Origin of the sequence: Mesorhizobium sp. M0663, assembly GCF_040320585.1 — a bacterium.
In the GTDB taxonomy this organism is placed as follows: domain Bacteria; phylum Pseudomonadota; class Alphaproteobacteria; order Rhizobiales; family Rhizobiaceae; genus Mesorhizobium.
In genome coordinates this window covers 1-25,015 of sequence record NZ_JAMYPX010000052.1, presented here as the reverse complement: position 1 = coordinate 25,015, position 25,015 = coordinate 1, and the positions used below count along the sequence as shown (strand labels likewise).

The window sequence follows — 25,015 nt, the reverse complement described above, 5'->3', positions numbered from 1 at the left end:
CGCCGACCGCGAAGAGAAGCGAGTGACCCGCGGGGCGACATGGTCCGGAAAAAAGACAGGAAACGCTTGACCTCACCGACCCCAATCAGAGAAGCCTGCTAGACCAATCGACAATCATCGGCTCCAGATGATTGCGGCGGCGAGAGACATGAAACATAGCGGATGGTCTGCAATCGAAGCGTGTGCGAAGCGCCGGAAGTGTTCAGCTTGTTGAAGTATCGTTCGACGAGATAGCGCCGCTTATAGACCTATGCGCTGAACGGGAAGCTGCCTGCCCGGGTTTCCTCGACGGGATGTCGCCCATGTCTTGCGTTCTGCCGCCAGCACTCGAATGACATTGCTGTCGTTGGCGCAGTCCGCGAGCAGGATCGCATCGGGCTGGAGAGCGTGCTGGCAAACGCGGAAGGAGCTGTCGATCATGATGATCTCGCGTCATATTGGCGGTCGTCAAGCTGTATTCAATTTTCTTGTTTGCAGAATCCGATTGATGCGTTTTCATCAACCCGAGCACTCTTTTGAAGCGCGTTTTGCGTGTGCAGCGTCTTTTTGATCGCATTCTATGCGCAGAGACTGCGATTACTTCTGCGCGGCCAACTTGCACGTCTGGGCGGAACAAATTGGCTTAAGTCTGCCGGTGTGGACAGGCTGGGAATTTATATCGCGTCCGAGTTAGGGGAACTGTACCGACACTCTACGTGACGACCTGCGAAGGCTGAAGCGCCTTCAACGCGGGGCTGCAGGATGACCGGGTGCCTGGACCGGCCAACCCAACACGGATTGAAGGATTGAGAAATGACACTTGCAGCAACCGAACCCACAATGGATTTGCCGGTCGTCGAGGAGCGTCACCGAGACCGCCGGCAATACCCCAACGGTGTGGCTTTCATGGACGGACAGTATCTGCCGATGTCCGAAGCCAAGATTTCCGTTCTGGACTGGGGGTTTCTACACTCCGACGTTACTTACGATACCGTCCACGTATGGGACGGTCGGTTCTTTAGGCTCGACCAGCACCTCGACCGCTTCTTCCAGAGCATGAAGCGGCTGCGCATGAAACTGCCCTATGATCGGGCCGAGATTGCGGCAATCCTTGCGAACTGTGTCTCCCTATCGGGACATAACTCCGCTTATGTTGACATGATCTGCACGCGTGGTGCATCGTCAACTTTTAGCCGTGACCCTCGCGAAGCCGAGAACCGCTTCATCGCTTTCGCGTTGCCATTCGGGTCGGTCGCTAACAAGGAGCAACTCGAGCGCGGCCTGCACATCGCAATTAGCGACACTGTGCGCATTCCCCCGACCTCGATTGACCCGGCGATCAAGAATTGCCACTGGCTGGACCTTGTGCAGGGGTCGTTCGAGGCATACGATTATGGCGCGGAAACAGCGTTAATCGTCGATACTAACGGCAACATTGCTGAGGGGCCCGGCTTCAATGTGTTCGCCGTCAAGGATGGCCGTCTCAGGACCCCGGCACACAGCGTCCTACCCGGCATAACGCGCCAGACTGTTTTCGACCTCTGCAGTGAACTTGGCATGTCCGCCATGGCCGACGATATCGGGCCCGGCGAGATTAAAGCTGCGGACGAGGTGTTCATCACCTCCACCGCCGGCGGGATCATGCCGGTGACGCGAATCGATGCCGCATTGATCGGAGACGGAAAAGTCGGATCTGTCACACGGGAATTGACTAGCCTTTATTGGAAGAAGCACGCCGATCCTAGCTGGTCTACTTTAGTTTCCGCCTTAGTTTAATGCAAGATTTTCACACGTTGCTGATGCCGGCTCCTCTCCGCCTCAGGGAGGCAAACAAAAGTCGATCAACGCAGATGAACTGCTAGGAAGAAAAACAGGTAGTTTCTTCCATGGTCTTTAGAGAGCGTCGCAGGGGCGGGTCACTGGTTGCAACGATGGGACGTGGGCCGGCCCGTGCATGGGACGAAACGACATCTGTGCCGTATCAGTCGCTGCCGTCTCTGCCAGATTATCGCGCTATAGCAACGCTTCCTCGAAGGGCTTCAGGCCGAATTGCGCTCCGACGCATACCGACCTAGATAACAGCGCCGTCGAAGCACGTATCGCCCTCCCAAGGCGCATGGCCCGGCACGGAGCTCAGTCTCCGGCCGGGCCTTCAACCCTGAATGGCTGCGCATTGGCCGGCCCGTCTTGGCTCCTTTGTGAGGGGCCAGAACTCACTGCAGTTTAGCTATGCAAAATGCTTTTCATAGATTTGTAGAGCAGATCGCAGACAGCGCTGACGCGACGGACCTGCGCAACGCTCTGGGCGAGATTGCCTCTTCGCTCGACTTGCCGTCTTTTGCCTATCTTTTCCCTTCGCCTGGCAAGGGCCGCAAGGTGCGCCTGATTTCCACCTACCCTCAATCCTGGACATCTCACTACCTTCACAGTCGGTATGAAAAGATTGACCCGGTTATCCATCAGGCGCGTGGTGGTCAGGAACCATTCAACTGGGATGCGCACGGTGCTGATCTCGAATTATCGACGCAGCAGCGACAATTGATGGATGAGGCGACGCAATTCGGCATTCGCTGCGGCTTCACGATCCCGATCCATGACAGCGGCGGCCTGTTTGCAGCACTGACCTTCGCCTCCGATGAGAGGCAACCACTGTTCTTCCGCGTGATCGACCGATATGACCGCGCGCTCGAGCTCATCGCGATCTTCTTCCATCTTCATGCCTGTCGCAAGCTGGCCGACGGCAGGATCGTGGATGGCGTTACCCTATCGCGAAGGGAAATCGAGTGTCTGAAGTGGGCGGCTCGCGGAAAGACTGCGTGGGAGATCGGCCGCATCTTGGGAATCAGTCGGCACACCGCAGCCTATCATCGGGATAACGCTAGGAAGAAGCTTGGCGTGAAGACGGCTATTCAGGCAGCTGTTCGGCTTGCACTATCCCGGCCATCTTTCTTCACCTGATCTCCGAAACCTGGGCACATACACAGGTTGTATCAACTCCGGCCTTTGCCTTCAATCGCAGGTGTTATCCATGCGAGGGAGAAAGGCCATCATGATGCAGTTGATCACGCCGGATTGCTACGCTGAGTTCAGCGACGAGCTCGAGCAGATGCACCGCTTGCGGTATCGCGTCTTCAGGGATCGACTTGATTGGGACGTTTCGTTCAGCGGCGGCTATGAGGTCGATCCGTTCGACGCGCTTCGTCCCCACTACCTGTTGCTGCGTGCGCCCACCGGGCGCATCGACGGTTGCGTGCGCCTGTTGCCGACCACCGGACCGACGATGCTGCGCGACAGCTTCTGCGCTCTCCTTGCAGACCGTTCGGCGCCGGAAGATCCGCGGGTTTGGGAAAGCAGCCGTTTTGCGCTTGATCTGCCGCCTTCCGCGCCGAAACAGGCGGGTATCGCTGTTGGCACCTACGAGCTGTTTGCCGGGATGGTCGAGTTTGGGTTGTCACGTGGTCTGCGCAGCATCGTTACCGTAACGGATCTGCGCATAGAGCGGATCTTGCGTCGCGCCGGCTGGCCACTCGAACGGCTGTCCGATCCGCAAACAATAGGCAACACACGCGCCGTTGCCGGATATCTCGACGTCTCAACAGAGAGCTTGGAAGCCCTCCATCGCAATGGCGGACTCAAGGGCCCGGTACTGTGGACACCGGTCATGAAGATCGCCTGAGCCTGGAATCCAACCCTTTCTGGAAATGATGAAATGGACGAAACAAGACCTGGCCCTGCCTGGCCGGACAGGCAAGATGATGGTGACTATGGCTATGTCGAGCAGCTCACCAGCCGAGGCTGGGCCTGGGAATTCCTCAGGCGCAATCCGGACTTCCAGAAGGATCTGGCGAACGCGCTACGCGGTGCCGAATGCACGAACGCCCGGTCCGTGGACATTATCAGCCTGCCTTCGAACACTGTTGATCTCTCGCGGTGGGGCCTTTTGTTTTGCAAGCTCAAAAGAAACTGATGCGGCCGTCTTTTGGTGCCCCTGCCAATGTCCGCATGTTTTGCCGGTTGCTGCCGAAATGGCGGCGCGGCCGCGCGGGGTCGACGTGCTCGATCTCGCCGCGCACTCCTGCCGCATCTCCATACTCGTCACGCGGCATGGGCATCAGCACGTCCTTGTCGAGGACAATGGCAGGAGCTTCCAGTTGGCTGCTTCAGGCGTCAGCATCCTCGAACCTGTACGATTGACATCCTCCGTCCTCTGGTCGCCAGAGGAACTGAAGCAACGCCTGAACGCGCTGGAATGTCTGAACAGCCTCCGTTCGACCGGCAGGCTGCAACCAAGATTCTTTCCGACCGAGCCCCGTTGCTCGCGGTTGCGCCGAGTGTTGCGTGCGCTCGACGGCTCCATCGCTGGCGCACCACACCGCGAAATCGGCCTTGCCCTCTTCGGCAGAGCCCGCGTCGAGCAGGACTGGGCCGACCCCGGTGACCATCTTCGCGACAGCGTCCGCCGTGCAGTCAGACGCGGGCGCTCGCTTATGAACGGTGGGTATAAGCGGTTTCTTCTATAGCGATCGTCACTAGGCATCTTGGCCAGAGAACAGCTCTTTGTACCCCGCGATCACCAGCCAGTGGGCGCGCGCGAGATGGCTGCGAACCGCCTTTTGGGCGCGAGCCGGCTCTTGCACTGGATCGATGCCCAATATCGCCTGCGCCATCTCTTCTTCGCTGGCATTGCCGGCGCATGCGTCTAAAAGCTTCAAATATATCGTGAAGTGCGCATCGTCGTAAGCCGTCAGGCTCTCCGCCCATGGGACCTCGTCGGCAACAGCAGATTGGAACAATCTGTCTACCATTTCATGTCTCGCCTAAGACCTATTCCGCGCCCGCGCACGGCACAATATCCTAAAATGGGATAATCCGAAACTGGGATTAGTCGGTGAGCCGGTTCCTTCTTGGCCGGTTCGTCTGATGCCGAAATCCCTTCGATCAGCTCGCCAGCGCCGGCTGCTAAAACGGCTGATTGCGGCGCGCAAAACCAAAGGGGTCACCCAGACCCAGCTTGCTGATATGCTGGGCCGCCCACAATCCTTCGTGGCCAAGTACGAGGGTGGTGAACGTCGGCTGGACGTAATTGAGTTTCTCGACCTTACCGAGGCTCTCGATATCGATCCTTGCGAGCTTCTGGCACAAATGCGTCGCTCTCGTGACCTGTAGATCGCGTTGCGCTTGGTTTGGGTGCCAAACTTCACGATTTACCTCCTTGAGTTCACGGATCAGCGGGATTTGCCTCGCTAAAGTGATGCCGTGCAGCCGCTCCCCTTTGTTGTCTCTGATTTTTGTAGAGAATCCTCCGTGGTGAAATCCTCGACAATAGGGTGGCTTTTCGTGCATGGAAATCCGAGAGGTCTTTGCCCGCAATCTGCGTAGGCATGGCCAAAAAAGAAATTGTCGTAAGAAGCGCTGGCCCATGAGGCTGGCGTCGACGAGCATATGTCAGCGCAACTTGAGCGCTCGGTCTATGGCGCTAGCATTGATACGGTGGCAAAACTCGCCAGAGTGCTCGGAATCGAGCCGGCCGATTTACTCGACCCTCATTCTGAATAAATCTGGAAGCAGCGACGAAACCGCGGTTGAGGAGACTCGACCAGAAGGTTTTCCAGGCATTTCATGCTGCTGACAGGAGCACCCGCGCGCCTGGCGACGCGCACCAGGTGCTCGTGAACCGAGCCCGCTTTTCTTCGGCAAGCTCAGGCGGTCTCGGCCATTCGGCGTCGCCCCTTGGCGCGGGCAGCCCTTCGGGCTGTGACGGCCGCCGCCCTTGCGGGCGGCGCGGTTTGTCTGTTGGCCTTTCCCGGTGGCGCGGGGTGGGCGGCACTCCCTTCTTAGGCCCGCCGCGGCAGCCCGCAACCCTTCGCGTGCCGCTCAGGGTCCTCCTCTTCGTTCCGGTCCTTCGGATGCGGTCCGCCTCCCACGGCGGGCCTTTCCGGTCGCGACTCGCCGCCCACCCCGCTTCCGGGGAAAGGCGCGGCGATTGGCGAGCGGAGGATGAGACGATGCATGCAAACAGCAAGCGTTCCGCCAGCACAGAGGCTGGCGCAGGCAAGGTTGGGCGCCCGGGCGCAAGCCTCTATCAGGAGATCACCGACCGCATCATTGCCGAACTGGAGCCGGCACCGTGCCATGGGGTCAAGCCATCATGGGGCAGGGCAAAGGCAGTCCTTGGCCTGCCGAGGAATGCGTCCACGGGGCGCCAGCCACCGCTCCTGCAGCAAAAGAACAGCAGCTGTCGCATGGCTGAACAAGGCATCTTGTCGGCGTCGAGGGAGGTCCGTGCTCGCCTTACGCAGGCGCATAGCTATGACATGACGTCCGGGAGACTGATGCCGGGCAGTCCATCAACAATACCCAACAACCATCCTGATTCGAAGCGCATCTAAGCACGTCCATTTCAGGCGTTAGTCGAGGCCGCATTGACCAGGGGTACCTTCTTGGTCCGCTGGAGGAGGGCGGCCGCCCGTCGACAACGGCTTCTTCAAGTGTCGCCCGTGCAGGGACGACCGTAAAAAAGGGCGCACGAGGCGCCCTTATTTCCGATCGGCGATCAGCAGCCGCCTTCACCTTTCGTTGTTAGAACCGGTAGGTGACACCTGCGCCTATCAACCAGGGATCGAGCTCCGCCTTTCCCGTCAGCTTCGCGCCGTCGACCGTGACGTCGAAGTCTGGCTTGAGGAAAAGCTTTTTCACGTCGAAGTTGACGCCCCAGTGCTGATCCACCATGTAGTCGAATCCGACCTGCAGCGCGGTGCCGAACGTATTCTTAACCTTGAGAGCATCGGCACTGCCGGCACCCTGGTTATAGAAGATCGTGTAGTTCACGCCGGCGCCTACATAGGGCTTGAACGCGCCTAAATCGGTAAAATGATACTGCAATGTGAGCGTGGGCGGCAGCAGCCAAACCTTGCCGATATTGCCCAGCCCGCCGATCGTACCTTGGCCCCCGATGTTAGCATAGGTGGTGCCGAGTATGAGCTCGGCGGCGATGTTGTCCGTGAAGAAATAGGAGATATCGAGTTCCGGCGTCACGGTGTTCGAATACGAAAAATCGGAGCCGGGCACTGCATTGACGTAGCCCGAATCCTCAGTGACGACCCCCAACGCACGCAGGCGGATCTGCCAAGGGCTTGGCGCTTCCGTGACCGAGGCTCCCGCCTGCGGGACGCTCGCTTGCGCAAGGTCCGCCGCGACGGCCTGCTGTCCCATCACAATGAGGACAACGGCCGCTGTTACTCCCCGCGCCGCGCGCATTTGGTTTCTCGCCATGATATTCTCTCCTTGCTCTTCAGAAATGTGCACTGAATTACGAAAAATTTTGCTCGAATTGCTTGATATTGGCGGAGCGCTCATGCCCAGTTTGCTCGCGGCTGCGACCGCAGGTTCGGCGCGCATGATCATGAGATGATTTCTCCTCTTTCCGTGCCGCAGCGCGTTTTGCGGACTGCGCTGCAGGTGTCGTGCCAAATGAGAAAATCATTTCATAACAATGCGATCACCCTGATGGCGCTGTGTCTCATGTCCGACATCGTCGAAGATCCGACAACGAACGCAGCCGTGACCGCCTGATAGAACCTCCTGTGCCACTCGGTGGGCACTGCGGAATAAGCAGTGAAGCTCCACCGCGAAGCTTCCCGAGCTTCGGATCAACATCGGCGACGGGGCGATCGACGACCACTTCGTCCCCGGTATCGGGCGCGGCACAACCTGAAGACTCCGTGGCGGCGATCATCGAATAGCTGCGTTTACGATGGCTCCATCCTGGCCCACCGGTGGGCGCGCAAAAGACTGCTTTGCGGCCTCATCCTCCGCCTGGAGTGAGTTGCAGGGACCGAATGGCGTCGTGCTTTTGGACCGGCAGAGTGGTCATAACGCAATTCTCTTCCGGCTATCTTTACAGAGATTCGACAATCCAGTTGTGAAGGTCCCAGATCGCGCAATCATTGATGCGCTCAGGTCTGGGCATGCGCCCATCCGCAACCATCTCATCAAGAGCATCGATCCGACACCAACATAGAGAATTGCTTCCTCATGAGAGAGGCCTCGCGGCGGACATGAGATTGCGTCACTCTTCATGATCGCGGCCTCGGAGGATGTCGGGATCGAGCCAGCGCAACGGCACGACAGGGCGAAGGATCTGGCAGCTCTTGCAACTGCCGACTCGATGAACAAGGCATATCGCGATCCGTCCGGCAGAGACACAAAGTTCTGCACTGTCCGTTCATGAAGACGTCGTGTTGGTCTCCATAAGAGAAGTATTCTGGTGCAGAAAGTGCCCGATTAGCTATTCGGAAAAAGGCGACATCGACGTGCAAATCGAGCGCCGCCGTGAGGCGTCCTTCAATGTCGGATTTCCGACAGGATCGCAAATCAGCCAACCCATTGTTAAATAAAGTTTTCCTTCTCTGGCACGGCCCATGCATGGGGTTCTGCGAACGCATCAGCGAGACCTCCTCCATGATCATGCGCACTGAAAATGCCGTCGCCGCAGTGAAAACCGCGCTCTCGCCTGCCATCAAGCCGCCGAAAGGCCGGCGCGCCATGGTTGAGGCGGGCGATTGCGCCGGCTTCAAACACCTGAATGGGCTTGGAAAGCGTCTCGCGTGATGGCGACGCGGGCATCCAGACGGGCGGAAAGGACATACGTCGTTGCCCCACGTAGCCGGTATGACCCGTCGATTGTCACCGCGCTGGAATGCTCGGGTCTACATTCGACAACCCGAACGCGCAGGACAATTCTCGCAAATCCGGTCGGCACCGGGGCTCGAAAACGCCCGCGAGGGGGAGCCCAATCGCTGTGGCCGATATTCGCCGCGAACAGCCCGCCGAGTGGGAAAAAACCTATAGGAGCAAAGCAAGTGGAGCTATCTTGCATCGGAGTCGGTGCTGGGCCGTCTAATTTGAGTCTTGCGTGTCAGATACACGAGCAAATTGGGCAAGGGGCGCTGTTCCTGGATCGGCAAGTCGACTTCCGTTGGCATCCAGGCATCGCTTTCGATTCCTCAGAGCTCCAGGTGAGCCACTTCAAGGATCTGGTCACGCTGGTGAATCCGCGATCAGCCTACACTTTCGTAAACTACCTGTACGAGAACGGGCGTCTGTACCACTTCCTAAACGCACAGTTCGAGGCTGTGTTCAGAGCTGAGTTTGAGCAGTACCTGAACTGGGCCTTCCACAGGAACCCACTTGTCCGTCGCGGCGAGACCGTGCACGAAATCCGCTTTGACGGCGCGTTTCGGGTGCGGACGGATAAGGCGGTTCTCGGCGCCAGAAACGTCGTGGTCGGCATTGGCAAGCAGGCGCAAATTCCGCCTCAGTTTCAGGGCTGGACTGGACGCAACCTGTTCCACTCATCTGTTTTACTGCACATCCATCCCGAGGTGCGGAGAAAGCATGTCTGCGTGGTTGGCGGAGGCCAGTCGGGAGCCGAGGTGATGTTGCACCTTGTCGGCCTGCCGAAAGAACGGCGGCCTGCCTCGATCACTTGGGTCTCGCAGCGCGAAAACTATCTGCCTCTGGACAACAGCCCGTTCACAAACGAGTTGTTCATGCCCTGCTTTTCGGATCGTTTCGCGGCGATGAGCGAGTCGCAGCGTAAGCTGCTCCTGCGGCGTTTCGTGCTTGCCTCGGACGGCATTTCGGAAAGCACGTTGCGCGCGATCTATCAGGCGCTGTACCGCCACGCATTTTTCGAGCCAAACCGATCCGACATCACACTGCGGCCGGGCTGCACCGTCTCGCACTGCATCAACGCCGGCGCGGGTCACAGGCTGACCCTGCAGCACGGCATGGTCGAGGTCGAAGAAGTCACGGCTGACATCGTCATCCTGGCAACCGGTTACGAGAACGCGGTGCCAGACTTCTTGGAACCCATCGCGCACCGGCTGGAGCAGATCGACAATGAATTAGCTATTCGCGAGGATTTTTCGGTGAGCTGGGACGGACCGCGTGACAGACGCATCTTCGTACAAAACGCGAGCCTCGGGCAGCGCGGCCTGGCCGATCCGAACCTAAGCCTGCTGGCCTGGCGCGCGCGCCGCATCCTCGATAGCCTTCTTGGGCGCGCGCCATGCGCGAACCCCGAGCATCCTGGCTTCATCAGCCATACCTCGATCGAGAGCTGGCCCGCCCCCGCAGCCGAAGAAATGGGCAGCGGGATATGACTCGTAGACTTTTGATCATCGGCGGTGGCATCCTAGGAATGATGTCCTCCTCCGCTGCGGCGAAGGCCGGAGGCTTCTCCGAAATCATCGTGACCGAACAAGCCCTTGGACCAAGCGCCGCATCGCATTATTCTGGGCGCGTGCATTTCCCCTACGGTTGTCAAGACCGTGCCAGGTCGCTCACTCGAAAGAGCGCCGTGGTCTTGGCGGCCATGGCTGGGTCGGCGGTCAGCGGATGGTGCCGGCCTCTAGCGATGCGTGTCGTGGCTGGACCGGGTGAAGCGATTGATCCGGCCCAGTTTACGGAACCCCTGGACCCGGCTGAGCCTGACATAAGCAGTCTCGCGCCGAGCTTCTGCGGACAATATCCGCCGGAGCGGAACGCACTTAGCATCGCCGTCCCACACGACGTGAGTCCGTCTCCGTGGACCCGCAACTTGACCAGCGCCCGACTGCCCTGATTGGGATGTCCGACCAACCAGTCTTTCCAACAGGAGGCTTTTCGCATGTTGACTGATGCACAAAGAGAAAAGTGGCAGAAAGACGGCTACGTCAGGCTCGAAAGGTTCTTCGCTCCCGCGGCTCAGGAAGATATCTCTACTTTTGTCGAAGATATGTCACGCTGGGATGTCAGCGATGATAAATGGCTCATGTGGTTCGAGAAGACGACGGACAATCGAAAGATCATCTCCAAGATCGAGAATTTTCTCGACTTCCATGATCCATTGCGTCGTTTGCTCTTAGAAGATCAGCGCATAAAGTCAGCGGTCGAGGATTTGCTTGGCGAAGATTCGCGCAGGCTCAAGGAGTTGCTGATTTTCCACTACCCAGACAGCGGCGGCTATCTCCCGCATCAGGACATTTATCACATTCCACACAAACTCCCCGACCGGATGGTCCATGCGGTGGTTGCCATAGGCATCGACGACTCCGACCCGGAAAACGGCGGGCTTTTCTTCAGCCCCGGCAACCACAAGAAGGGGGTGTTTCCCATGGATGCCGGCGGGGTGATCGATCCTCAAGTCGCCGAAATGTTCTCCTGGGAACCCGTAGTATGGAAGGCTGGCGACATCTTCATCTTCGACGATTACGCACCGCACTACTCACGACCGAACAAAAGCAATCGTTCGCGGCGGACACTCTACTTGGTGTTCCAGCGTGCTTCAACCGGTGGACCGACCCGCGCTGAATATAACGTGCTTAAGCGCGCCCTTAACCCACCCGAGGGCAAAGTGGCCGATCTCGACAATCTCAAGCCCCCAAATGGCATTTTTTATCGCGATTGAGCTCACGCAGCAAGGCGGAGGCATGCACACGAAACTGATCGGCCGCTCAAAAATGCGCGGAGAGTATGGCGTTCTGATTTGCGGGCTCGCGGAGCATCGACCGCAGCCCGTTACGACGCTTCGGCACGTGGATTGTGGAGGTGGTCGCAGGGCGGTCTTCTATGACGCCTACAGCCCGACTGGCGCCCCCCTCGTCGCCCGCCTGGCGGCCCAGAGCCGCATTATTCTGGCCGGGGCCGCCAACGGGTTGGGCTGCCGCTTCTCTGCGCAACTTACACAAGAGGCTGTTGCGTTGGCAGCCGAAGATCCCACTGCTTCAACAGCTTAGGTTCGTCATGCGCAAATACACGTTTTCTCGAACGGAGCTGTCGCGGGCGTTCGGTATCGACACGGCCACGCTTGGAACGGGCAGCGCTCGCACGGGGTTTTCATTCGGAAAGGTTGGACCGGGCGTTACATCCGAGCCCCATCGGCACGACGAAATCGAGGCCTTCGTGGTCCTGTCTGGCGCGGGCAAGGTCACGACCGACCGTGGGGAAATCTCGGTCGAGGCGGGCGATGTCGTTCTGTTCCACCCTTTTGAAGCGCATGTGCTGCGCAACGATGGGGACGAAGACCTAAATTTCGTCGATGTCTACTGGCGAGACGGCGAGGCCGCCCTTGATGCCGCTGCAAAGACCACGGCTCCACGCGGGCCGATCTTCGTCTTCTCCACGCCGCCAACGCCAAATGGCGATCTGCATCTGGGACATCTTTCTGGCCCCTATTTCGGCGCCGACGTCTATACTCGTTTCCTGCGCATGAAGGGAGTCGAAGCATATCACCTCACTGGAAGCGATGACAACCAGAGCTACGTCACGACACGCGCCGATGCCGATCAATCGACGCCTGCAAACGTGGCGCACTACTACGCCGACGAGATTCGCGCCACGCTTGCACTTTTCGATTGTGACGTCCACAGCTTCCAACCCACAATGGGCGATGACGGTTACGGCGAGTTTCAAGCCGCGTGTTTCCGCAGTCTTCTGAGCAGCACGGCGGTAGATCTGCGCCAGAGCCCTGCGCTTTTCGATGCTGTGACAGGCCACTATCTTTACGAGCCGGATGTTAGCGGCCTCTGCCCCGATTGCGGCGGCTCCGCCGGTGGCAACATCTGCGAGGAATGCGGCGCCCCAAACCTTTGCCACGACTTGGGTGCAGCCCGGTCACGGCAGTCTGCCGAGGCGCCGCTGGTCGGCTCCGTCCGCCGCCCGGAACTTGCCGTGAACCGATGCTACGACAATATCGACCGGCATCTAAGGGCGTCGGGCGTCCCGCTACGGATCTTGGATCTCTTCGCGCGCCTACGCCGACGCGGCAACTTTTCAGTGCCCATTACCCACCCCTCGGACTGGGGCCTGCCGGCCGAAGGGTTCCCGGGGCAAGTGATCTGGGTCTGGCCGGAAATGGCCTTCGGTTTTCTTTACAACATCCAGGCGCTCGGCCGCTTGCTGGGTCGCGACTGGAAGGCGGAGATGCCCGGCAACGACTGGCAGATTGTCCATTTCTTCGGCTTCGACAATTCGTTCTACCACGCGCTACTCTACCCCGCTCTTTACGCCGAGGTCTTCTCCCACTGGACGCCACGCATCCACTATCACGTCAACGAGTTCTACCTGCTCGACGGCAAGAAGTTCTCAACCAGCTGCCGCCATGCGGTCTGGGGCAAGGAGGTTCTGAGCCCAAAGACAGTCGACGTCGTGCGCCTCCATTTGGGCCTGACGCGCCCGGAAGGTGAGCGGACGGATTTCACGCTGGACGCGCTGCGCCGCACCGAGAACGAGGTGTTCCAAGGGATTTGGCTGAACTGGCTTGATGCGTTGAACCAGGAAATCAAGCAGGATTTTGGCGGCCGTGTCCCCGATGCAGGCGACTGGAGCCCGGCCGACCGCGCCTTCTTTGCTCGGATAGAGATCTATCGCGCGGCGATGGAACGCGCCTATTCGGACGAAGGCTTCTCGGTCCGGCGCGCGGCCGCTCAGGTCTGCGATTTCGTGCGCGATTGCGTGATCTACCGTCGGGCGCAAGACTATGCGGCGGCGCGACGTTTCTATCCCGCCCGCAATCGGACTTCGCTAGCCCTTCAGACGACGGCCGCTGCGATCCTGGCACCGACACTCGCTCCGCTGATGCCCCGATTCGCCAGAACGCTGGCGCGAGGCATCGATGGCGTCTCAACCGAAACATGGCCCCGGTCCGTCCAGCGCCTTGCGCCCGGGACGCGCTTTGATCTCGGACCCGTGTTGGTGTTCTACGCCAAATCCGGCAATCCTCATCTCGACGAGGAGGAAGCACTGTGAGCCCAAAGGCGCACCAGTGAGCTATCCCAATCTCGACCAGATCTGCGCGGCAATCAAAGCCGATGATGCCAAATATCCTTACGCTGTCACTGGCGACCGAAGCCGCTATCAGACGATAAAGACCAGATTGGCGGACCTGAACCAACGCATCGTCGACACCCTGGCCCGCGCCTTCGAGGACCGCTCGGCCGATTGCTTCCCAGCCCTTGCTGTTTCGCGCCGCAAGTGCCGTGTGGGCTCGACTGCGCTGACCAACCTCTTCGGCATCGCGGGATTTCCGTCCTCCAGCCGGTCAAGACTGTCATGCGGTTCGAGGCGCTTGGTCAACCTGGCGCGCCCTGGATAGTGCGCCGATCACCGGAAATGTCGAATGCGAATGCCTGCCTGATGGTATCTTCGATTCTGTCCGAGCCTGTACTGGCGCGGCAGTCGGCCGAAGAACAACTGAGCTACTGACAATCGGAAGGTAGCAGGTTCAAAATTCTGCCCCCAGAAACCGGGTATTGCGCACAACCAGCGTTCACGATCGCGATGGTGCACAAGCTTCCAACCAGACCCGCGCAAAGACAGCCCGTCGCCTGAAGATAGTCGGCGAGGGCCGCCAAATCCCTCGCAAGCGTATCCTCCGTCACATGCACGCCCTCTTCGCCGACAATGCAGACGCTTGTCTCGTCGAGAGATAAGTCCAGCCAGGGTGCTCCTTCAGGATGGCGTGTTTGCTCGGGTACGGAGCCGCCCCTCAGTTCCCAATCGAGGAGCGATCCTACAATTCACATATTTGGAGACCGCTCGCTAGGTTACCCGGTCTGTGAACCCTGCAAGCCGAAAATTCAGATGCCGCCCATGCAGAGATATTTCATTTCTAGGTAGTCCTCGAGGCCATGGCGGGATCCCTCCCGCCCGATGCCGGACTGTTTTATCCCACCGAACGGCGCCGCTTCTGAAGACATCCGGCCGGTATTTACCCCGACCATTCCATATTCCAAGGCCTCGGCCACACGCCAGACACGCTTCAGGTTGGAGGCATAAAAGTAGGCCGCGAGGCCGTAGATCGTGTCGTTGGCCTCACCCACGACCTGATCCGCATCTTTGAAGCGAATAATCGGTGCCAGCGGCCCGAATGTCTCTTCTTGCGCGACGGTCATTTCGCTGTAGACCCCGGTCAGGACTGTCGGTTGGAAAAACGTGCCATTCGTGCCGATGCGTTTGCCCCCGCATCGAATTGCGCCGCCTTTGGCGACGGCATCGGCAATATGGGATTCGATCTTGGCCAAAGCGTGCTTGTCGATGAGCGGTCCGATGTCCACTCCGGGAGCGAAACCGTCACCAACTTGAAGGTGGCGAGCCCGTTGCACGAATTTCTCGACGAACTCGTCGTGAACGCCCGACTGGACGTAAAGGCGGTTCGCCGAAACGCAGGTCTGGCCGGCATTGCGGAACTTCGCCTGGATCGCACCGTCAACCGCGGCGTCGATGTCGGCATCATCGAAGACGATGAAAGGTGCATTGCCGCCGAGCTCAAGGCTGACTTTTTTGATCTGGTCCGAGCACTGGCGCATGAGAAGGCGCCCGATCTCAGTCGACCCGGTGAAGCTGATCTTGCGGACCTTGGGATTGGTACAAAGTTCGCGACCGACCGCGTCACCTTCGGACGCATAGATCAGGTTGACGACGCCTTCGGGAAAGCCAGCCTGATGGGCGAGGGCGAACATTGCTCCCGCCACGAGGGGCGTCTGTTCAGCGGGCTTGAGGACGATCGTGCAGCCCGCCGCCAGGGCTGGCGAGATTTTGCGCGCCACCATCGAGGCCGGGAAATTCCATGGCGTTATCGTGCCAACAACTCCGATGGGCTGCTTGATTACCAGCATTCGGCGGTCCATCGATGGTGCTGAGATCGTCTCGCCATAGACGCGATTGGCCTCCTCGGCGTACCATTGCAGATACGCCGCAGCATGCGATATCTCCGACTTGGCTTCGGCAAGCGGCTTGCCCATCTCCGCGGTGAGAATCGCGGCGAGATCGTCGGCGTGGTCGATGATCAACTGATGCCATCGCCATAGAACGTCGCTGCGCTCACGTGCGGTCAGCCCTGCCCATCCAGGCTGCGCGACATAGGCCTTGTCGATCGCAGCGCATGTCTCCTCGACACCCATGTCGGGTAGTTCTGCCAGCACTTCGCCAGTCGACGGGTTGAGGACCTCGAATGTCCGCTCGCTAGTCCGCGTGCCAAGTGCCGGCAGGCGATCAATGGGTCCAAACAGGTCGGGGGATCTCAGGTGACGGATCATCGGCAGGCACAGGGGCAATACCGGATTCCTCCTCAACGCAGCAGGTATATATAGCAGGTGCGGTGTGTACTCCGCGAGGTCCGGGTTCCTTATAGGGCCTCGGCCAGACAGCTGGTAGACCACGGTACCCGACTGGAAAGGGAGAATACCTGAATACGCTAGAAGATGCCTCGCGGTTCTACTAGTCTAACGATTGAACAACGGACATCGGCTTCGCCAGCCGCGCGGAGTGGATGCTGGTGGCCTGCGCCTACAATCTGCGGACCACGAATCGGCGACTCTATCCACTCGAAGAGAGGCTGGCCTGAGGAGGAGCGCACCCCAATAATGACGCCTGAACCGGCAAATGCCTGGCAAGGCCCGCGAAAACCGCTCCTCGCGGCTTTAAACAGATCCCGTTTACCGGGCGAGCGCCCGCAAGATGAGAAAGAGGATGGAGAGGAACAGGGGGGCGAAGGCGCGCCGAGGGAAGACCGGCCGGCGCATTTGCATGGGGATGGAGCTCATGATCAATTCCCCGCCTGTTGCTGCGGCAAAAGATAGCCTGTGGTCGAATGGTCGAGCACCAGATAACGCGCGGCGACCGCCTTGACCTCGTCGGTGGTGACCTTGCGGACGCGGTCCGGCCTCTCGAGCACGTCCTTCACATTGCCACCGGTGGTGAGCGTCTTGCCATAAATGTTGGCGATGTGGTCCAGCTCGTCGTGCGCAAAAATCACCGAGCGGATATAGCGGTCTTTGGCCTTGTCCAGCTCGTCGCTGGTGACGCCATCGTTGGCGATCCGTGCGACTTCGGCAACGGCCGCCGCTTCGAGATCGACGAGCTTTGCATCGCCGCGCGGCGAGCCGGAGATGGTGAAATTGGTGTCGTCTAGCATGGTGCCCTGGAAGGAGGCGCCGGCCGCCGAGGCTATGCCTTGCTTGACGACAAGCTCCTGATATAGCCGGCTGCGGTTACCGCCGCCGAGGATCTCGGCCAGCAGGTCGAGCGCCTCGGCCTCGCCGGGCTCTGCCGTATGATAGGACGGCACCACCCATTGAGTGGAAAAGCTCGGCACCGAAACGCGCGCATCGGTCAGCGTCACTGTGCGCCTGGTGTTCTGCTCCGGCTCGACCGGACGGTGGCGCGGGGGCAGGTCCGGCCCGCGCACAACCTTGCCATAGGTCTTCTCGGCCAGCGCCTTCACCGTCTCAGGCTCTACGTCGCCGGCCACCACCAGCACGGCGTTGTTCGGTCGGTAGTATTTGTTGTAGATGGTGAATGCGTCGGTGCCGTTCAGCTTCTCCATCTCCTGCATCCAGCCCATGACCGGAATGCGGTAGGGCTGGTTCTGCCGCAACGTCGCGTTGACCTCCTCCTCCAGCAGAGCATGCGGGTTCGTCTCTCTGTGCCAACGGCGCTCCTCCAGGATCACGTCGCGCTCGGTCTTGATATCATCGTCGTTGAGGATGAGGTTGAACATGCGATCGGCCTCGAAGCCCATCATCTCACCCAATGCCGAGGGCGCCACCGTCTCGAGGAAGGTGGTGTAGTCATAGGCGGTGAAGGCGTTATTGTAGCCGCCGATCGCTGAGACGGCTCGGTCGAACTCGCCGGCGGCGTGGTTGGTCGTCGCCTTGAACATCAGATGCTTGAGGAAATGGGCAAGACCGGATTTGCCGGGTGGCTCGTCGGCGCTGCCGATCTTGTACCAGAGCATATGAGTGACGATCGGCGCGCGGTGATCGGGGATTACGACCACTTCCATGCCGTTGTCGAGCAGGAAATCCGTCACCTTCCCGCCGTCGGTGGCGGCCAGAGCCGGAGCGGTCGTCACCAGGGCCAGCGCGGTGGCAATGAACGCCCTGCGCAGCCAGGGGGACGATCGATGGCTGCGGTTGTGGTGGTGGCTGGTCGAAAGGCAAGGTTCGAGGCAAAGTGATTTGTTCCTCATTTTGATGAAGTCGCTGCGTCCCCGTCTCCCCGCGTGGGAGGATCGGGGGGCAGCGGCGAGCCAGATGAATAAGCTCTTCACGGGGCCAGGCCTTACTCGAGCCTCATCTTTGGATGGACCCAGGAGACCTGCGGGAGTATTTCTCGGTGAGGTGATCATGGGACGGGATTCTCCTTGGTCCGCGACGCCTTGCGGATGACCAAGCATGCACCGTGCCAGATCAGAAAACCGTTCGAGGCAGTGGACAAATAGGGCTCTGCCATGTTGCGCATCCGACATTGTCGGACATCGGACAGGGCCGAACGCGACGCGCGCGGCTGAGAATATCTTCTTCGTTCGGAAGACGATTGGGCGCGCTGCCGGGGAGGGGTATAGGATGCGCTTCGAATGGCCGCTGCACTGACGGTGAGAATGGAGATGTTGGTCGCCCCAGCGGGACCCTGTCCTCGACAGCCAGACCGGGTCGATGCTGAAGGGCAGAGGCGTGAGCAGCCCAGCCAACTCGAACCCGGAGCCTGCTCGCGCGCTAGGACGGATCTGATCCAAAAATCGGCAAGTTGGGCGATATCCGCGAGGCGCTGGAAAACGAAGATCGTAGGACTCGGGCGGGAAAAAACGATGCGGTCGCGCGCTTCTGGCGTAATGCGCCTGCCGCGAGGCCGTTGAGCCTGATGAGTTGCTGCGGGAAAGGGGAGTGTTTGTGCGGGACCTTGGTCAACGTAAGAAACAACCGTCGAGCTCGCCGTAGAGGGGCATGCAGGCACGTCTGTCGCTGGAGGACAGCAGCACGGAAGCTGTCCGCGCTTGCCGTCGTCGCTGGGTACCAAACAGGAGAATTTGGCGGTCGCGGTCGAATTCATCTGCGCAAATACCGACTGGCTGTGCTCGGTTTGCCGGCGAACAGATTTTGCCTTCTTTGCGGCTGCAAACGCATCCCTGGCGGCGTGGTCCCTTAGGTCAAGAGCATCGGGTGAGTAACAGCCTGATCCTGCTCAATCTGATACGCGCCAACCGCCTCGCCGGATTGTGGAACCGCTCGCGGGTAGCTTCTACCACAAACAGCATGGTCATGAAATCAAGTAGGAAGTCGTCGATCGCTTGGGCGATTATTTCTGACTTGCCCTTGAACTGGTCCAGCAAAACGCGCGCGTTATCGATCGCTTCCACGCTGGTGGCATCGATCAACCCCTCGACCCTCTTGAAACAATCCAATTCGAAACTCCTTCAAGCGCTTGCCAAGCCGTTATGCACGAAGGTAGCTCCGTGAACTACCCGGCCTTTGACCTGGCGGCACGAGCAGCGGTCGGCCTTACGTCCCGTGCCTCCAAGCACCAGCCCTAGACGTGGCGCTGAGGAGCGTTGGAAGGATCGGGCGCTTCCGGCCATGCTCGAGCGGTAGTGTAGGACAGTGCTTGCTGGCGACTACGGCCAAAATGGAGTGCGCCAGCTGATCGGGGCTTAACAATTTTTCGCTTTTTGCTGCGCCCAAGTCTCGGCTATGAGTCAGGCAGGCCTAATGGCCTGCCCGACGTTGCAATTGTTAAGGAGGAACACGTATATGCCTACTGGAACGGTAAAGTGGTTCAACAGCACCAAGGGGTTTGGATTTATCCAGCCCGACAATGGCGGTCCGGATGTTTTCGTCCACATTTCCGCTGTCGAACGCGCGGGCCTCTCGACCCTCGCTGACGGCCAGAAGATCAACTATGAGATCGAGCAGGATCGCCGCACCGGCAAATCCTCCGCTGGCAGCCTCAGCAAAGCTGGTTGAAATTTTCTCCTGCGTCCTGGCAAGAGTGGGCGCGTAGGTCCGGAGGTCCTCACGGCCGCTCGATAGGAGCGAGCAAAAACTGAGGGCAGCAGATTGCTGCAGGCGTCGCGAATTCCTCATGAAACAAAAAAGGAAGGCGGGGTTGGCCCCGCCTTTTTATATGACGATATGACGCGCAGATTAAGCCGATGGCTGCAACGCTCCAGAACGAATCTCCATCGCCGAAATCAAGCCGCGACCTTCTTGCGGGTTCGCTTCGTCGGCGCCGGCTCCGGCGCTTCCGGCGCTTTCGGTTTGCGGCCGAGCCCCATTGTCTTGGCCAATGACGAGCGCGCCGCGGCGTAGTTCGGCGCGACCATGGGATAATCCGCCGACAGGCCCCATTTGGCCCGATAGCCATCCGGCGTTAGCCCATAGTGGGTCGACAGATGGCGCTTTAGCGATTTGAATTTCTTCCCGTCCTCAAGGGAGATGATGTAGTCCGGTGTCACCGACTTCCTGATCGGGACTGCAGGCGTAAGGGCAACCGGCTCTTTTGCAGAGACACCTTCCGCCGTCCCTTTCAGAGCCGCGTGCACTTGGCCGATGAGGGCAGGGAGATCCCCCACCGGGATCGGATTGTTGGAGACATAGGCTGAGACGACATCGGCCGTGAGCTCGATGAGGGTGTTGATGTTTTTTTCGGCTTCTTCTGTCATGAAACTCTCCAGGCGGCGTGAAACACAGTCGGCGAAGCGTCGCTTCATAGTGGCGGTCTCCGCTGAAAGCAACCAAGGTCTCGACAGGATTATTGCGATGCTCGTCCAGCGAGATCTATGGCGCAGTATCGCGCCGTCATGACCGTTGATGCGTTCCGTTGTTGGCGACCTGCCGCGGTGCTTGCGCATTTTCAGGCGCGTCTCGGCCGTAAGCTTTGCGCCAAAATGACCAGTAATCTCGAAACGAAGCGGGCTATTCCTGTTTCGCCATTCTCTTTTTGGCTGTGAAATCGATGGCAGAGCAGTGGCCGCTTCCTGGTGGCGCGTGGAGGAACTATCAAGCGTTGATTCGCAATGGTCGAAACGATCTAGATTCATCCGGTGAGCCGCTCTTGCAGCAGGATGTTAGGGATTGACCCGCTGGCAAACCGAGGACATCACGCCGCTGCTTTGCTATTGAACCGCTATCGCTGTGACAACACATTCCGCAATGGTGGGCGGGTGTAGAGGAGGCGCCTGTTCACGCAAAACTAGTGGTTTCAGCAGGTCGGGAGGAACGAATGAGCTCAGGGACTTTCAGCAGCCCACTTTTCGTAAGGCGTGCAGCGCACATCGTGCAAGAGATTGCCAGTCCTGCGGATGCTATCGATTTTCTCAACGAATGGCCAGAAGATCGCAGAGACCGGATCTACGAAGCCGCCCTCAGGGCGTGCTTTGATGCATACAACGGACGAAAACCTGCGAGCGCAGCGCGCAAGGCTATTTTCCGCTTTGCGAAACAGGTCGCCATATTGGAAGATGCAACCTCGGCGATGCAATGGCTCGCTGCCTGCACGGGCAGTGGAAAAGCGCAAGTATAGGCGCCGCAGTCGTGTGTGAGGCTGGAGCGGGTACGCCGACGAGGTTATTGTGTCGAGATTTCGCCGGCATCTGGAGCGTAGTGTAGCGAACAAACAATATTTTGCGGCGCTATGGCGATGTTAATCATCTTGTTGTATTTGTAAATCAGCTTCTCGCGATAGGATTGCAACGCCTCCGGTGTGAAAATCACTGCGTGGGACTTGGTTCTCAAATTCATGATGGTAAATTGCCGTGTAATGATTGCAAAGCAGTTGTCCCATCGAAGCAAGATGATAAACGAAGCCAAAATTGTGCTCCGTCGTCTGCCAATATTCGCTCTATGGAGGCCTACAAGCCAATTAAAACAGCTACTCGGGCGCCTCTGAAATTCGTGTAATTCTGCTCACCCCAAACGGCCCTCTACAGTCGAAATAAGATCGTCCCGCAAAGGTGCTACAAGACACTATCGCGGATCGATTTGGGCCAAGGTCGATCTGGCGAAGGCAGGCGGAAGTCGAGCAGGACCTGCTGCGGAACAGATAACCGGCCCCAAACCGAATCCGACACGGTGGCCCCGATTTCTTCATAGTTGAAGGCGCAGAGAGAACCGGAGCACGGCTCCGGCGCCGCCGCTTGCCGAGCAGCGATCCTCCGCCTCCCAAAATCCAATCGAGAAGAGCGTTCAATTCCGGGACGGTCCAAGCTCTGCCGCAAAAACAGGTGTCAGACCCCCGGTCCTCTCCCGCAACTGATCTAGCGCAGGGCGTTCATGAGCCGCATATCCCAGAGTGGCTGCGTGCACGACGCAGCGAGATCATTTATGAAAATCCTATTCAGTACGATGGCTGTCCCCTTGCTGACGGCCACCGCCTTTGCTGCGGATTCGATCCCCGCAGACCTCAGAGAAACGGCAATGGCCACTTTCAAGGCTTTACCACCCACCACTCCGGCAGTCGCCAACAACCCGATCACCCCGGAAAAGATCGCTCTCGGCAAGGCACTGTTCTTCGATCCACGCGTCTCTGCGTCAGGCGTCTTGTCGTGCAACTCGTGCCACAACCTGGCCACCGGCGGCGACGACAATCACGAAACCTCGATCGGCCATGGTTGGCAGAAGGGACAGCGCAACGCGCCGACTGTACTGAACGCTGTCTTCAACATCGCCCAGTTCTGGGATGGTCGTGCCGAAGACCTGAAGGCTCAGGCGAAGGGACCGGTCCAAGCCGGGATCGAAATGGCCAATACACCGGGCCAAGTCATCACCACGCTCAAGTCCATGCCGCAATATGTCGAGTGGTTCGATGCAGCTTTTCCGGCTGAAGCCGATCGGGTCACCTTCGACAACCTCGCCAAGGCAATCGAAGCCTTCGAGGCGACACTGGTCACGCCGGCCCCCTTCGACAGTTTCCTGAATGGCGATGACGCCGCCATGACTTCCGAACAGAAACAGGGCCTGGCGCTTTTCATGGACAAAGGCTGCTCGTCCTGCCATGGCGGTATCAACGTTGGTGGGCAAGCCTATTACCCATTCGGCCTCGTGGAACAGCCCAGCGCCGAGGTCCTGCCGGAAAAAGACAAGGGCCGATTTGCGGTCACCAATGCAGCCGACGATTCCTATGTTTTCCGCGTGGCGCCGCTGCGCAACGTTGCACTCACCGCGCCATACTTTCATTCGGGCAAGGTTTGGGATCTGAAACAGGCCGTTGCCATCATGGGAACCACCCAGCTTGGCGTGGTACTGGCGGACGAAGAAGTCGACCTGCTTGTTGCCTTCCTCAACTCGCTGACCGGAAAGGCACCCGAGGTCGCCTATCCCATCTTACCCGCCGAAACGGCGACAACACCCCGGCCTATAACGCAGATCTTAGGAAAATAAACGGCCAGCTGACTGCGGAACATCGCAATTGACAATGATTGCGACTTTTACTGGACGAGACGAGTCGCGACGTCCATGAGAACGCAAATGGCTCGTTTCCATAGTGCAGACACTGCTTCCGTCACCAGCTCGTTGCGATGGAATCATGTTTGGGATCTGGCGTGCGACATGCCAAGGAAGGCGTCTGACGCATGAGGCTCGCGCGCTGTCGATACCGCGCGGCGGCCGGCCATCGCGCTGGCGGCCGAATTGCCGCGCGCCGAAGTGATCGGCCCCCTTAGGGCGAAGGGGCAGCCACTCCGTCCTCCATGTCCAGATCTTCTGGCATCGGCATAGTGCATGCCGCACCATGCGCTGGATAATTCCATCATTCGGCCGTGGACAAGGCCTGGTAGAGATCGTCGATTATCTCTTGCGGGTGCTCGAGCCCGCCTCGGCCGGCAACAAGCTACGCCTCCGCCAGATCCTCCATTTCATAAAAGGCAGCGGGCGCGATATGGATGTGAAGCAGCTTTCCTTGCCGGTTATGCATCGCTCTCGGAAATTCGTCTCGCACGAAAATCTGCCGCCAAACTGGCCTGATCAACAGCGCCAGTTGCATGGCGTTTACCCAGTCCAGTTGGCTTTGCACGAAATGCGGTTCAGCCCAAGGGTCGGTTTCCTCGCCAGCACGCCACGTCCCGCCCTTTTTAGCCACCGTGTCCCGGCAACGCGTCTTGCACCTGCTTGACAACCGCTCGCAGGATCTCAACGCCCTTCTCGATCTGCCGAATGCTCAAGGCGGCATAGCCCATGACAAGCCCCACGCGATCGATGTGGCCTTCGTCCGATTGCCGCTCGTAAAGGGGCGAGATCAGGTGCAGCCCCAGGCCCGCGCCTCGGGCGGCTTCGACCAGGGTCGTTTCCCGCGATCGCGGCAGTTCGTCGAACCAAACGACGACGTGCAGACCGGCCTCTGCTCCCTGGACAGCGATGCGATCGCCGAAGCTGCGCCGCAAGGCGCCCAACAACGTCTCCCGACGCTCGCCGTTCAGCCTGCGCACGCGCCGCACATGGCTTTCGTAGCCGCCACTCTCGATTAAAGAGGCCAGAGCCTCCTGTTCAGCTACCGGCGAATGCCGGTCCGCGAATTGTTTGGCGGTTGCGAAGACCTCCTGCAATTCCGGCGGGACGACGAGGTAGCCGATACGCAGCATCGGCGAGAGCGTTTTGGAGATCGTGCCGAGGTAGATGACAGCCCCGTGGTCCTCGAGACTGTGCAGCGGAGGGACCGGATTGATGTCGTAGCGATATTCGCTGTCGTAGTCGTCCTCGATCACGTAGGCATTGTTGTGCCGCGCCCATTCCAGAAGCTGGTGGCGGCGCGTGATCGGCATGACGCCGCCCAACGGAAACTGATGCGATGGCGTGACATAGGCCAGTCGTGCACCAATCCCCGCCAGCAACTCCGTCTTCATCCCGTCCTCGTCGACGGTGACGGGGACGGGCGAGGCGCCTGTGCTGGCAAAGACCTGACGCGCCATCCTGTAGCACGGATCCTCTATGACGAAGCTGTCGGCGGGATCGAGAAGCAGGCGCGCGCACAGATCGAGGCCCTGCTGCGAACCGTTGACGATGATGATCTGCTCGAGGTCGCAGCTCAGGGTTCGGGCGCGCCAGAGATAGCCCTGCAACGCTTGGCGCAGCCGGCGCGAGCCGCTAGGATCGTCATAGGCAAGACGCAACGGGCGCTGCGCCATCGCCTCGTTCATCGCACGTTTCCAGACCAATGCGGGGAAGTCTGACGACGCCAGGTCGCCATAGCGGAAATCGACCTTCAGCCCAGTCGGCAGATAATC

24 protein-coding genes are annotated in these 25,015 nt (G+C 59.3%); 16 read left to right on the top strand and 8 right to left on the bottom strand.

Going from position 1 to position 25,015, the window contains the following annotated elements:
* Positions 1-792: 792 nt before the first annotated feature.
* The 5 genes from NKI54_RS34355 (at position 793) to NKI54_RS34335 (ending at position 4,499) form a co-directional block, all read left to right on the top strand.
* Positions 793-1,755 carry an aminotransferase class IV gene (locus tag NKI54_RS34355; protein WP_352694258.1) on the top strand — a complete coding sequence of 321 codons (963 nt, stop codon included), beginning with the start codon at positions 793-795 and terminating at the stop codon, positions 1,753-1,755.
* 453 nt (positions 1,756-2,208) lie between these two features.
* Positions 2,209-2,937: a LuxR family transcriptional regulator gene (locus tag NKI54_RS34350; RefSeq protein WP_352694256.1), complete on the top strand. Its 729-nt coding sequence runs from the start codon at positions 2,209-2,211 to the stop codon at positions 2,935-2,937.
* 91 nt (positions 2,938-3,028) lie between these two features.
* Complete coding sequence (locus tag NKI54_RS34345; protein ID WP_352694254.1) at positions 3,029-3,655, top strand: acyl-homoserine-lactone synthase; 627 nt, start codon at positions 3,029-3,031, stop codon at positions 3,653-3,655.
* A gap of 33 nt (positions 3,656-3,688) precedes the next feature.
* Positions 3,689-3,946, top strand: a complete 258-nt coding sequence (locus NKI54_RS34340; RefSeq protein ID WP_352694253.1) for a transcriptional regulator domain-containing protein — start codon at positions 3,689-3,691, stop codon at positions 3,944-3,946.
* A gap of 58 nt (positions 3,947-4,004) precedes the next feature.
* Positions 4,005-4,499 (top strand): DUF2285 domain-containing protein, encoded by a 495-nt coding sequence (locus NKI54_RS34335; protein WP_352694251.1) that lies wholly within the window; start codon positions 4,005-4,007, stop codon positions 4,497-4,499.
* A gap of 9 nt (positions 4,500-4,508) precedes the next feature.
* On the opposite strand, the gene NKI54_RS34330 is transcribed toward NKI54_RS34335, so the two are convergent.
* On the bottom strand, positions 4,509-4,784 hold the full coding sequence (locus NKI54_RS34330) for a DNA -binding domain-containing protein (RefSeq protein ID WP_352694249.1): 276 nt from the start codon (positions 4,782-4,784) through the stop codon (positions 4,509-4,511).
* 115 nt (positions 4,785-4,899) lie between these two features.
* Here NKI54_RS34330 and NKI54_RS34325 point away from each other — a divergent pair, with 115 nt between their 5' ends.
* On the top strand, positions 4,900-5,145 hold the full coding sequence (locus NKI54_RS34325; protein WP_352694248.1) for a helix-turn-helix domain-containing protein: 246 nt from the start codon (positions 4,900-4,902) through the stop codon (positions 5,143-5,145).
* Between the two features lie 276 nt (positions 5,146-5,421).
* Positions 5,422-5,535 (top strand): hypothetical protein, encoded by a 114-nt coding sequence (locus NKI54_RS36645; protein WP_502898306.1) that lies wholly within the window; start codon positions 5,422-5,424, stop codon positions 5,533-5,535.
* A gap of 1,023 nt (positions 5,536-6,558) precedes the next feature.
* Here the strand turns inward: NKI54_RS36645 and NKI54_RS34310 are convergent.
* Positions 6,559-7,236, bottom strand: a complete 678-nt coding sequence (locus NKI54_RS34310; RefSeq protein ID WP_502898309.1) for an OmpW/AlkL family protein — start codon at positions 7,234-7,236, stop codon at positions 6,559-6,561.
* A 150-nt stretch (positions 7,237-7,386) separates the two neighbouring features.
* On the opposite strand from NKI54_RS34310, the gene NKI54_RS34305 reads away from it, so the two are divergent.
* From NKI54_RS34305 to NKI54_RS34280, 6 genes are all read left to right on the top strand, one after another.
* Complete coding sequence (locus NKI54_RS34305) at positions 7,387-7,551, top strand: hypothetical protein (protein WP_352694246.1); 165 nt, start codon at positions 7,387-7,389, stop codon at positions 7,549-7,551.
* Positions 7,552-8,325: 774 nt separating this feature from the next.
* Positions 8,326-8,589, top strand: coding sequence for a hypothetical protein (locus NKI54_RS34300; protein ID WP_352694244.1), 264 nt, complete (start codon positions 8,326-8,328; stop codon positions 8,587-8,589).
* 251 nt (positions 8,590-8,840) lie between these two features.
* On the top strand, positions 8,841-10,145 hold the full coding sequence (locus NKI54_RS34295; protein WP_352694242.1) for a lysine N(6)-hydroxylase/L-ornithine N(5)-oxygenase family protein: 1,305 nt from the start codon (positions 8,841-8,843) through the stop codon (positions 10,143-10,145).
* A gap of 506 nt (positions 10,146-10,651) precedes the next feature.
* Positions 10,652-11,431 (top strand): phytanoyl-CoA dioxygenase family protein, encoded by a 780-nt coding sequence (locus NKI54_RS34290; protein ID WP_352694240.1) that lies wholly within the window; start codon positions 10,652-10,654, stop codon positions 11,429-11,431.
* 335 nt (positions 11,432-11,766) lie between these two features.
* Positions 11,767-13,770: a class I tRNA ligase family protein gene (locus NKI54_RS34285; protein ID WP_352694238.1), complete on the top strand. Its 2,004-nt coding sequence runs from the start codon at positions 11,767-11,769 to the stop codon at positions 13,768-13,770.
* A gap of 16 nt (positions 13,771-13,786) precedes the next feature.
* Positions 13,787-14,116 (top strand): hypothetical protein, encoded by a 330-nt coding sequence (locus NKI54_RS34280; protein WP_352694236.1) that lies wholly within the window; start codon positions 13,787-13,789, stop codon positions 14,114-14,116.
* Between the two features lie 484 nt (positions 14,117-14,600).
* Here NKI54_RS34280 and NKI54_RS34275 read toward each other — a convergent pair whose 3' ends face one another.
* The 3 genes from NKI54_RS34275 to NKI54_RS34265 all read right to left on the bottom strand — a co-directional run bounded on the left by NKI54_RS34275 (position 14,601) and on the right by NKI54_RS34265 (position 19,204).
* On the bottom strand, positions 14,601-16,058 hold the full coding sequence (locus tag NKI54_RS34275) for an NAD-dependent succinate-semialdehyde dehydrogenase (RefSeq protein WP_502898308.1): 1,458 nt from the start codon (positions 16,056-16,058) through the stop codon (positions 14,601-14,603).
* 509 nt (positions 16,059-16,567) lie between these two features.
* On the bottom strand, positions 16,568-17,992 hold the full coding sequence (locus NKI54_RS34270; RefSeq protein WP_352694232.1) for a M16 family metallopeptidase: 1,425 nt from the start codon (positions 17,990-17,992) through the stop codon (positions 16,568-16,570).
* 957 nt (positions 17,993-18,949) lie between these two features.
* Positions 18,950-19,204, bottom strand: coding sequence for a hypothetical protein (locus NKI54_RS34265; protein WP_352694230.1), 255 nt, complete (start codon positions 19,202-19,204; stop codon positions 18,950-18,952).
* 346 nt (positions 19,205-19,550) lie between these two features.
* On the opposite strand from NKI54_RS34265, the gene NKI54_RS34260 reads away from it, so the two are divergent.
* Positions 19,551-19,763, top strand: a complete 213-nt coding sequence (locus tag NKI54_RS34260; protein ID WP_023679670.1) for a cold-shock protein — start codon at positions 19,551-19,553, stop codon at positions 19,761-19,763.
* Positions 19,764-19,990: 227 nt separating this feature from the next.
* Here NKI54_RS34260 and NKI54_RS34255 read toward each other — a convergent pair whose 3' ends face one another.
* Positions 19,991-20,461 (bottom strand): Ros/MucR family transcriptional regulator, encoded by a 471-nt coding sequence (locus NKI54_RS34255; protein ID WP_352452644.1) that lies wholly within the window; start codon positions 20,459-20,461, stop codon positions 19,991-19,993.
* A 560-nt stretch (positions 20,462-21,021) separates the two neighbouring features.
* Between NKI54_RS34255 and NKI54_RS34250 the strand changes: the two genes are divergently transcribed.
* Together NKI54_RS34250 and NKI54_RS34245 are read left to right on the top strand one after the other, a co-directional pair.
* The gene (locus NKI54_RS34250) at positions 21,022-21,321 is read left to right on the top strand and encodes a DUF982 domain-containing protein (RefSeq protein ID WP_352694228.1); all 300 of its coding nucleotides are present in this window, start codon (positions 21,022-21,024) and stop codon (positions 21,319-21,321) included.
* Positions 21,322-22,121: 800 nt separating this feature from the next.
* Positions 22,122-23,177, top strand: coding sequence for a cytochrome-c peroxidase (locus NKI54_RS34245; protein ID WP_023679673.1), 1,056 nt, complete (start codon positions 22,122-22,124; stop codon positions 23,175-23,177).
* 448 nt (positions 23,178-23,625) lie between these two features.
* Here the strand turns inward: NKI54_RS34245 and NKI54_RS34240 are convergent, their stop codons facing one another.
* Positions 23,626-23,874 (bottom strand): hypothetical protein, encoded by a 249-nt coding sequence (locus NKI54_RS34240; protein WP_352694263.1) that lies wholly within the window; start codon positions 23,872-23,874, stop codon positions 23,626-23,628.
* Positions 23,867-25,015 (bottom strand): MocR-like pyridoxine biosynthesis transcription factor PdxR (pdxR, locus tag NKI54_RS34235; protein ID WP_352694225.1); only part of this gene is annotated, 1,149 nt, incomplete at its 5' end. The genes pdxR and NKI54_RS34240, both read right to left, overlap by 8 nt.

Excerpts from the sequence above, each read along its gene's own strand:
- NKI54_RS34340 (WP_352694253.1), top strand. The coding sequence starts at position 3,689 with ATGGACGAAACAAGACCTGGCCCTGCCTGGCCGGACAGGCAAGATGAT.
- NKI54_RS34335 (WP_352694251.1), top strand. The coding sequence starts at position 4,005 with ATGGCGGCGCGGCCGCGCGGGGTCGACGTGCTCGATCTCGCCGCGCAC.
- NKI54_RS34275 (WP_502898308.1), bottom strand. The coding sequence starts at position 16,058 with ATGATCCGTCACCTGAGATCCCCCGACCTGTTTGGACCCATTGATCGC.
- NKI54_RS34350 (WP_352694256.1), top strand. The coding sequence starts at position 2,209 with ATGCAAAATGCTTTTCATAGATTTGTAGAGCAGATCGCAGACAGCGCT.
- NKI54_RS34305 (WP_352694246.1), top strand. The coding sequence starts at position 7,387 with ATGATTTCTCCTCTTTCCGTGCCGCAGCGCGTTTTGCGGACTGCGCTG.
- NKI54_RS34285 (WP_352694238.1), top strand. The coding sequence starts at position 11,767 with ATGCGCAAATACACGTTTTCTCGAACGGAGCTGTCGCGGGCGTTCGGT.
- NKI54_RS34330 (WP_352694249.1), bottom strand. The coding sequence starts at position 4,784 with ATGGTAGACAGATTGTTCCAATCTGCTGTTGCCGACGAGGTCCCATGG.
- NKI54_RS34325 (WP_352694248.1), top strand. The coding sequence starts at position 4,900 with ATGCCGAAATCCCTTCGATCAGCTCGCCAGCGCCGGCTGCTAAAACGG.
- NKI54_RS34310 (WP_502898309.1), bottom strand. The coding sequence starts at position 7,236 with ATGCGCGCGGCGCGGGGAGTAACAGCGGCCGTTGTCCTCATTGTGATG.
- NKI54_RS34270 (WP_352694232.1), bottom strand. The coding sequence starts at position 17,992 with ATGAGGAACAAATCACTTTGCCTCGAACCTTGCCTTTCGACCAGCCAC.
- NKI54_RS34300 (WP_352694244.1), top strand. The coding sequence starts at position 8,326 with ATGTCGGATTTCCGACAGGATCGCAAATCAGCCAACCCATTGTTAAAT.
- NKI54_RS34345 (WP_352694254.1), top strand. The coding sequence starts at position 3,029 with ATGATGCAGTTGATCACGCCGGATTGCTACGCTGAGTTCAGCGACGAG.
- NKI54_RS34255 (WP_352452644.1), bottom strand. The coding sequence starts at position 20,461 with ATGACAGAAGAAGCCGAAAAAAACATCAACACCCTCATCGAGCTCACG.
- NKI54_RS34245 (WP_023679673.1), top strand. The coding sequence starts at position 22,122 with ATGAAAATCCTATTCAGTACGATGGCTGTCCCCTTGCTGACGGCCACC.
- NKI54_RS36645 (WP_502898306.1), top strand. The coding sequence starts at position 5,422 with ATGTCAGCGCAACTTGAGCGCTCGGTCTATGGCGCTAGCATTGATACG.
- NKI54_RS34290 (WP_352694240.1), top strand. The coding sequence starts at position 10,652 with ATGTTGACTGATGCACAAAGAGAAAAGTGGCAGAAAGACGGCTACGTC.
- NKI54_RS34260 (WP_023679670.1), top strand. The coding sequence starts at position 19,551 with ATGCCTACTGGAACGGTAAAGTGGTTCAACAGCACCAAGGGGTTTGGA.
- NKI54_RS34355 (WP_352694258.1), top strand. The coding sequence starts at position 793 with ATGACACTTGCAGCAACCGAACCCACAATGGATTTGCCGGTCGTCGAG.
- NKI54_RS34250 (WP_352694228.1), top strand. The coding sequence starts at position 21,022 with ATGAGCTCAGGGACTTTCAGCAGCCCACTTTTCGTAAGGCGTGCAGCG.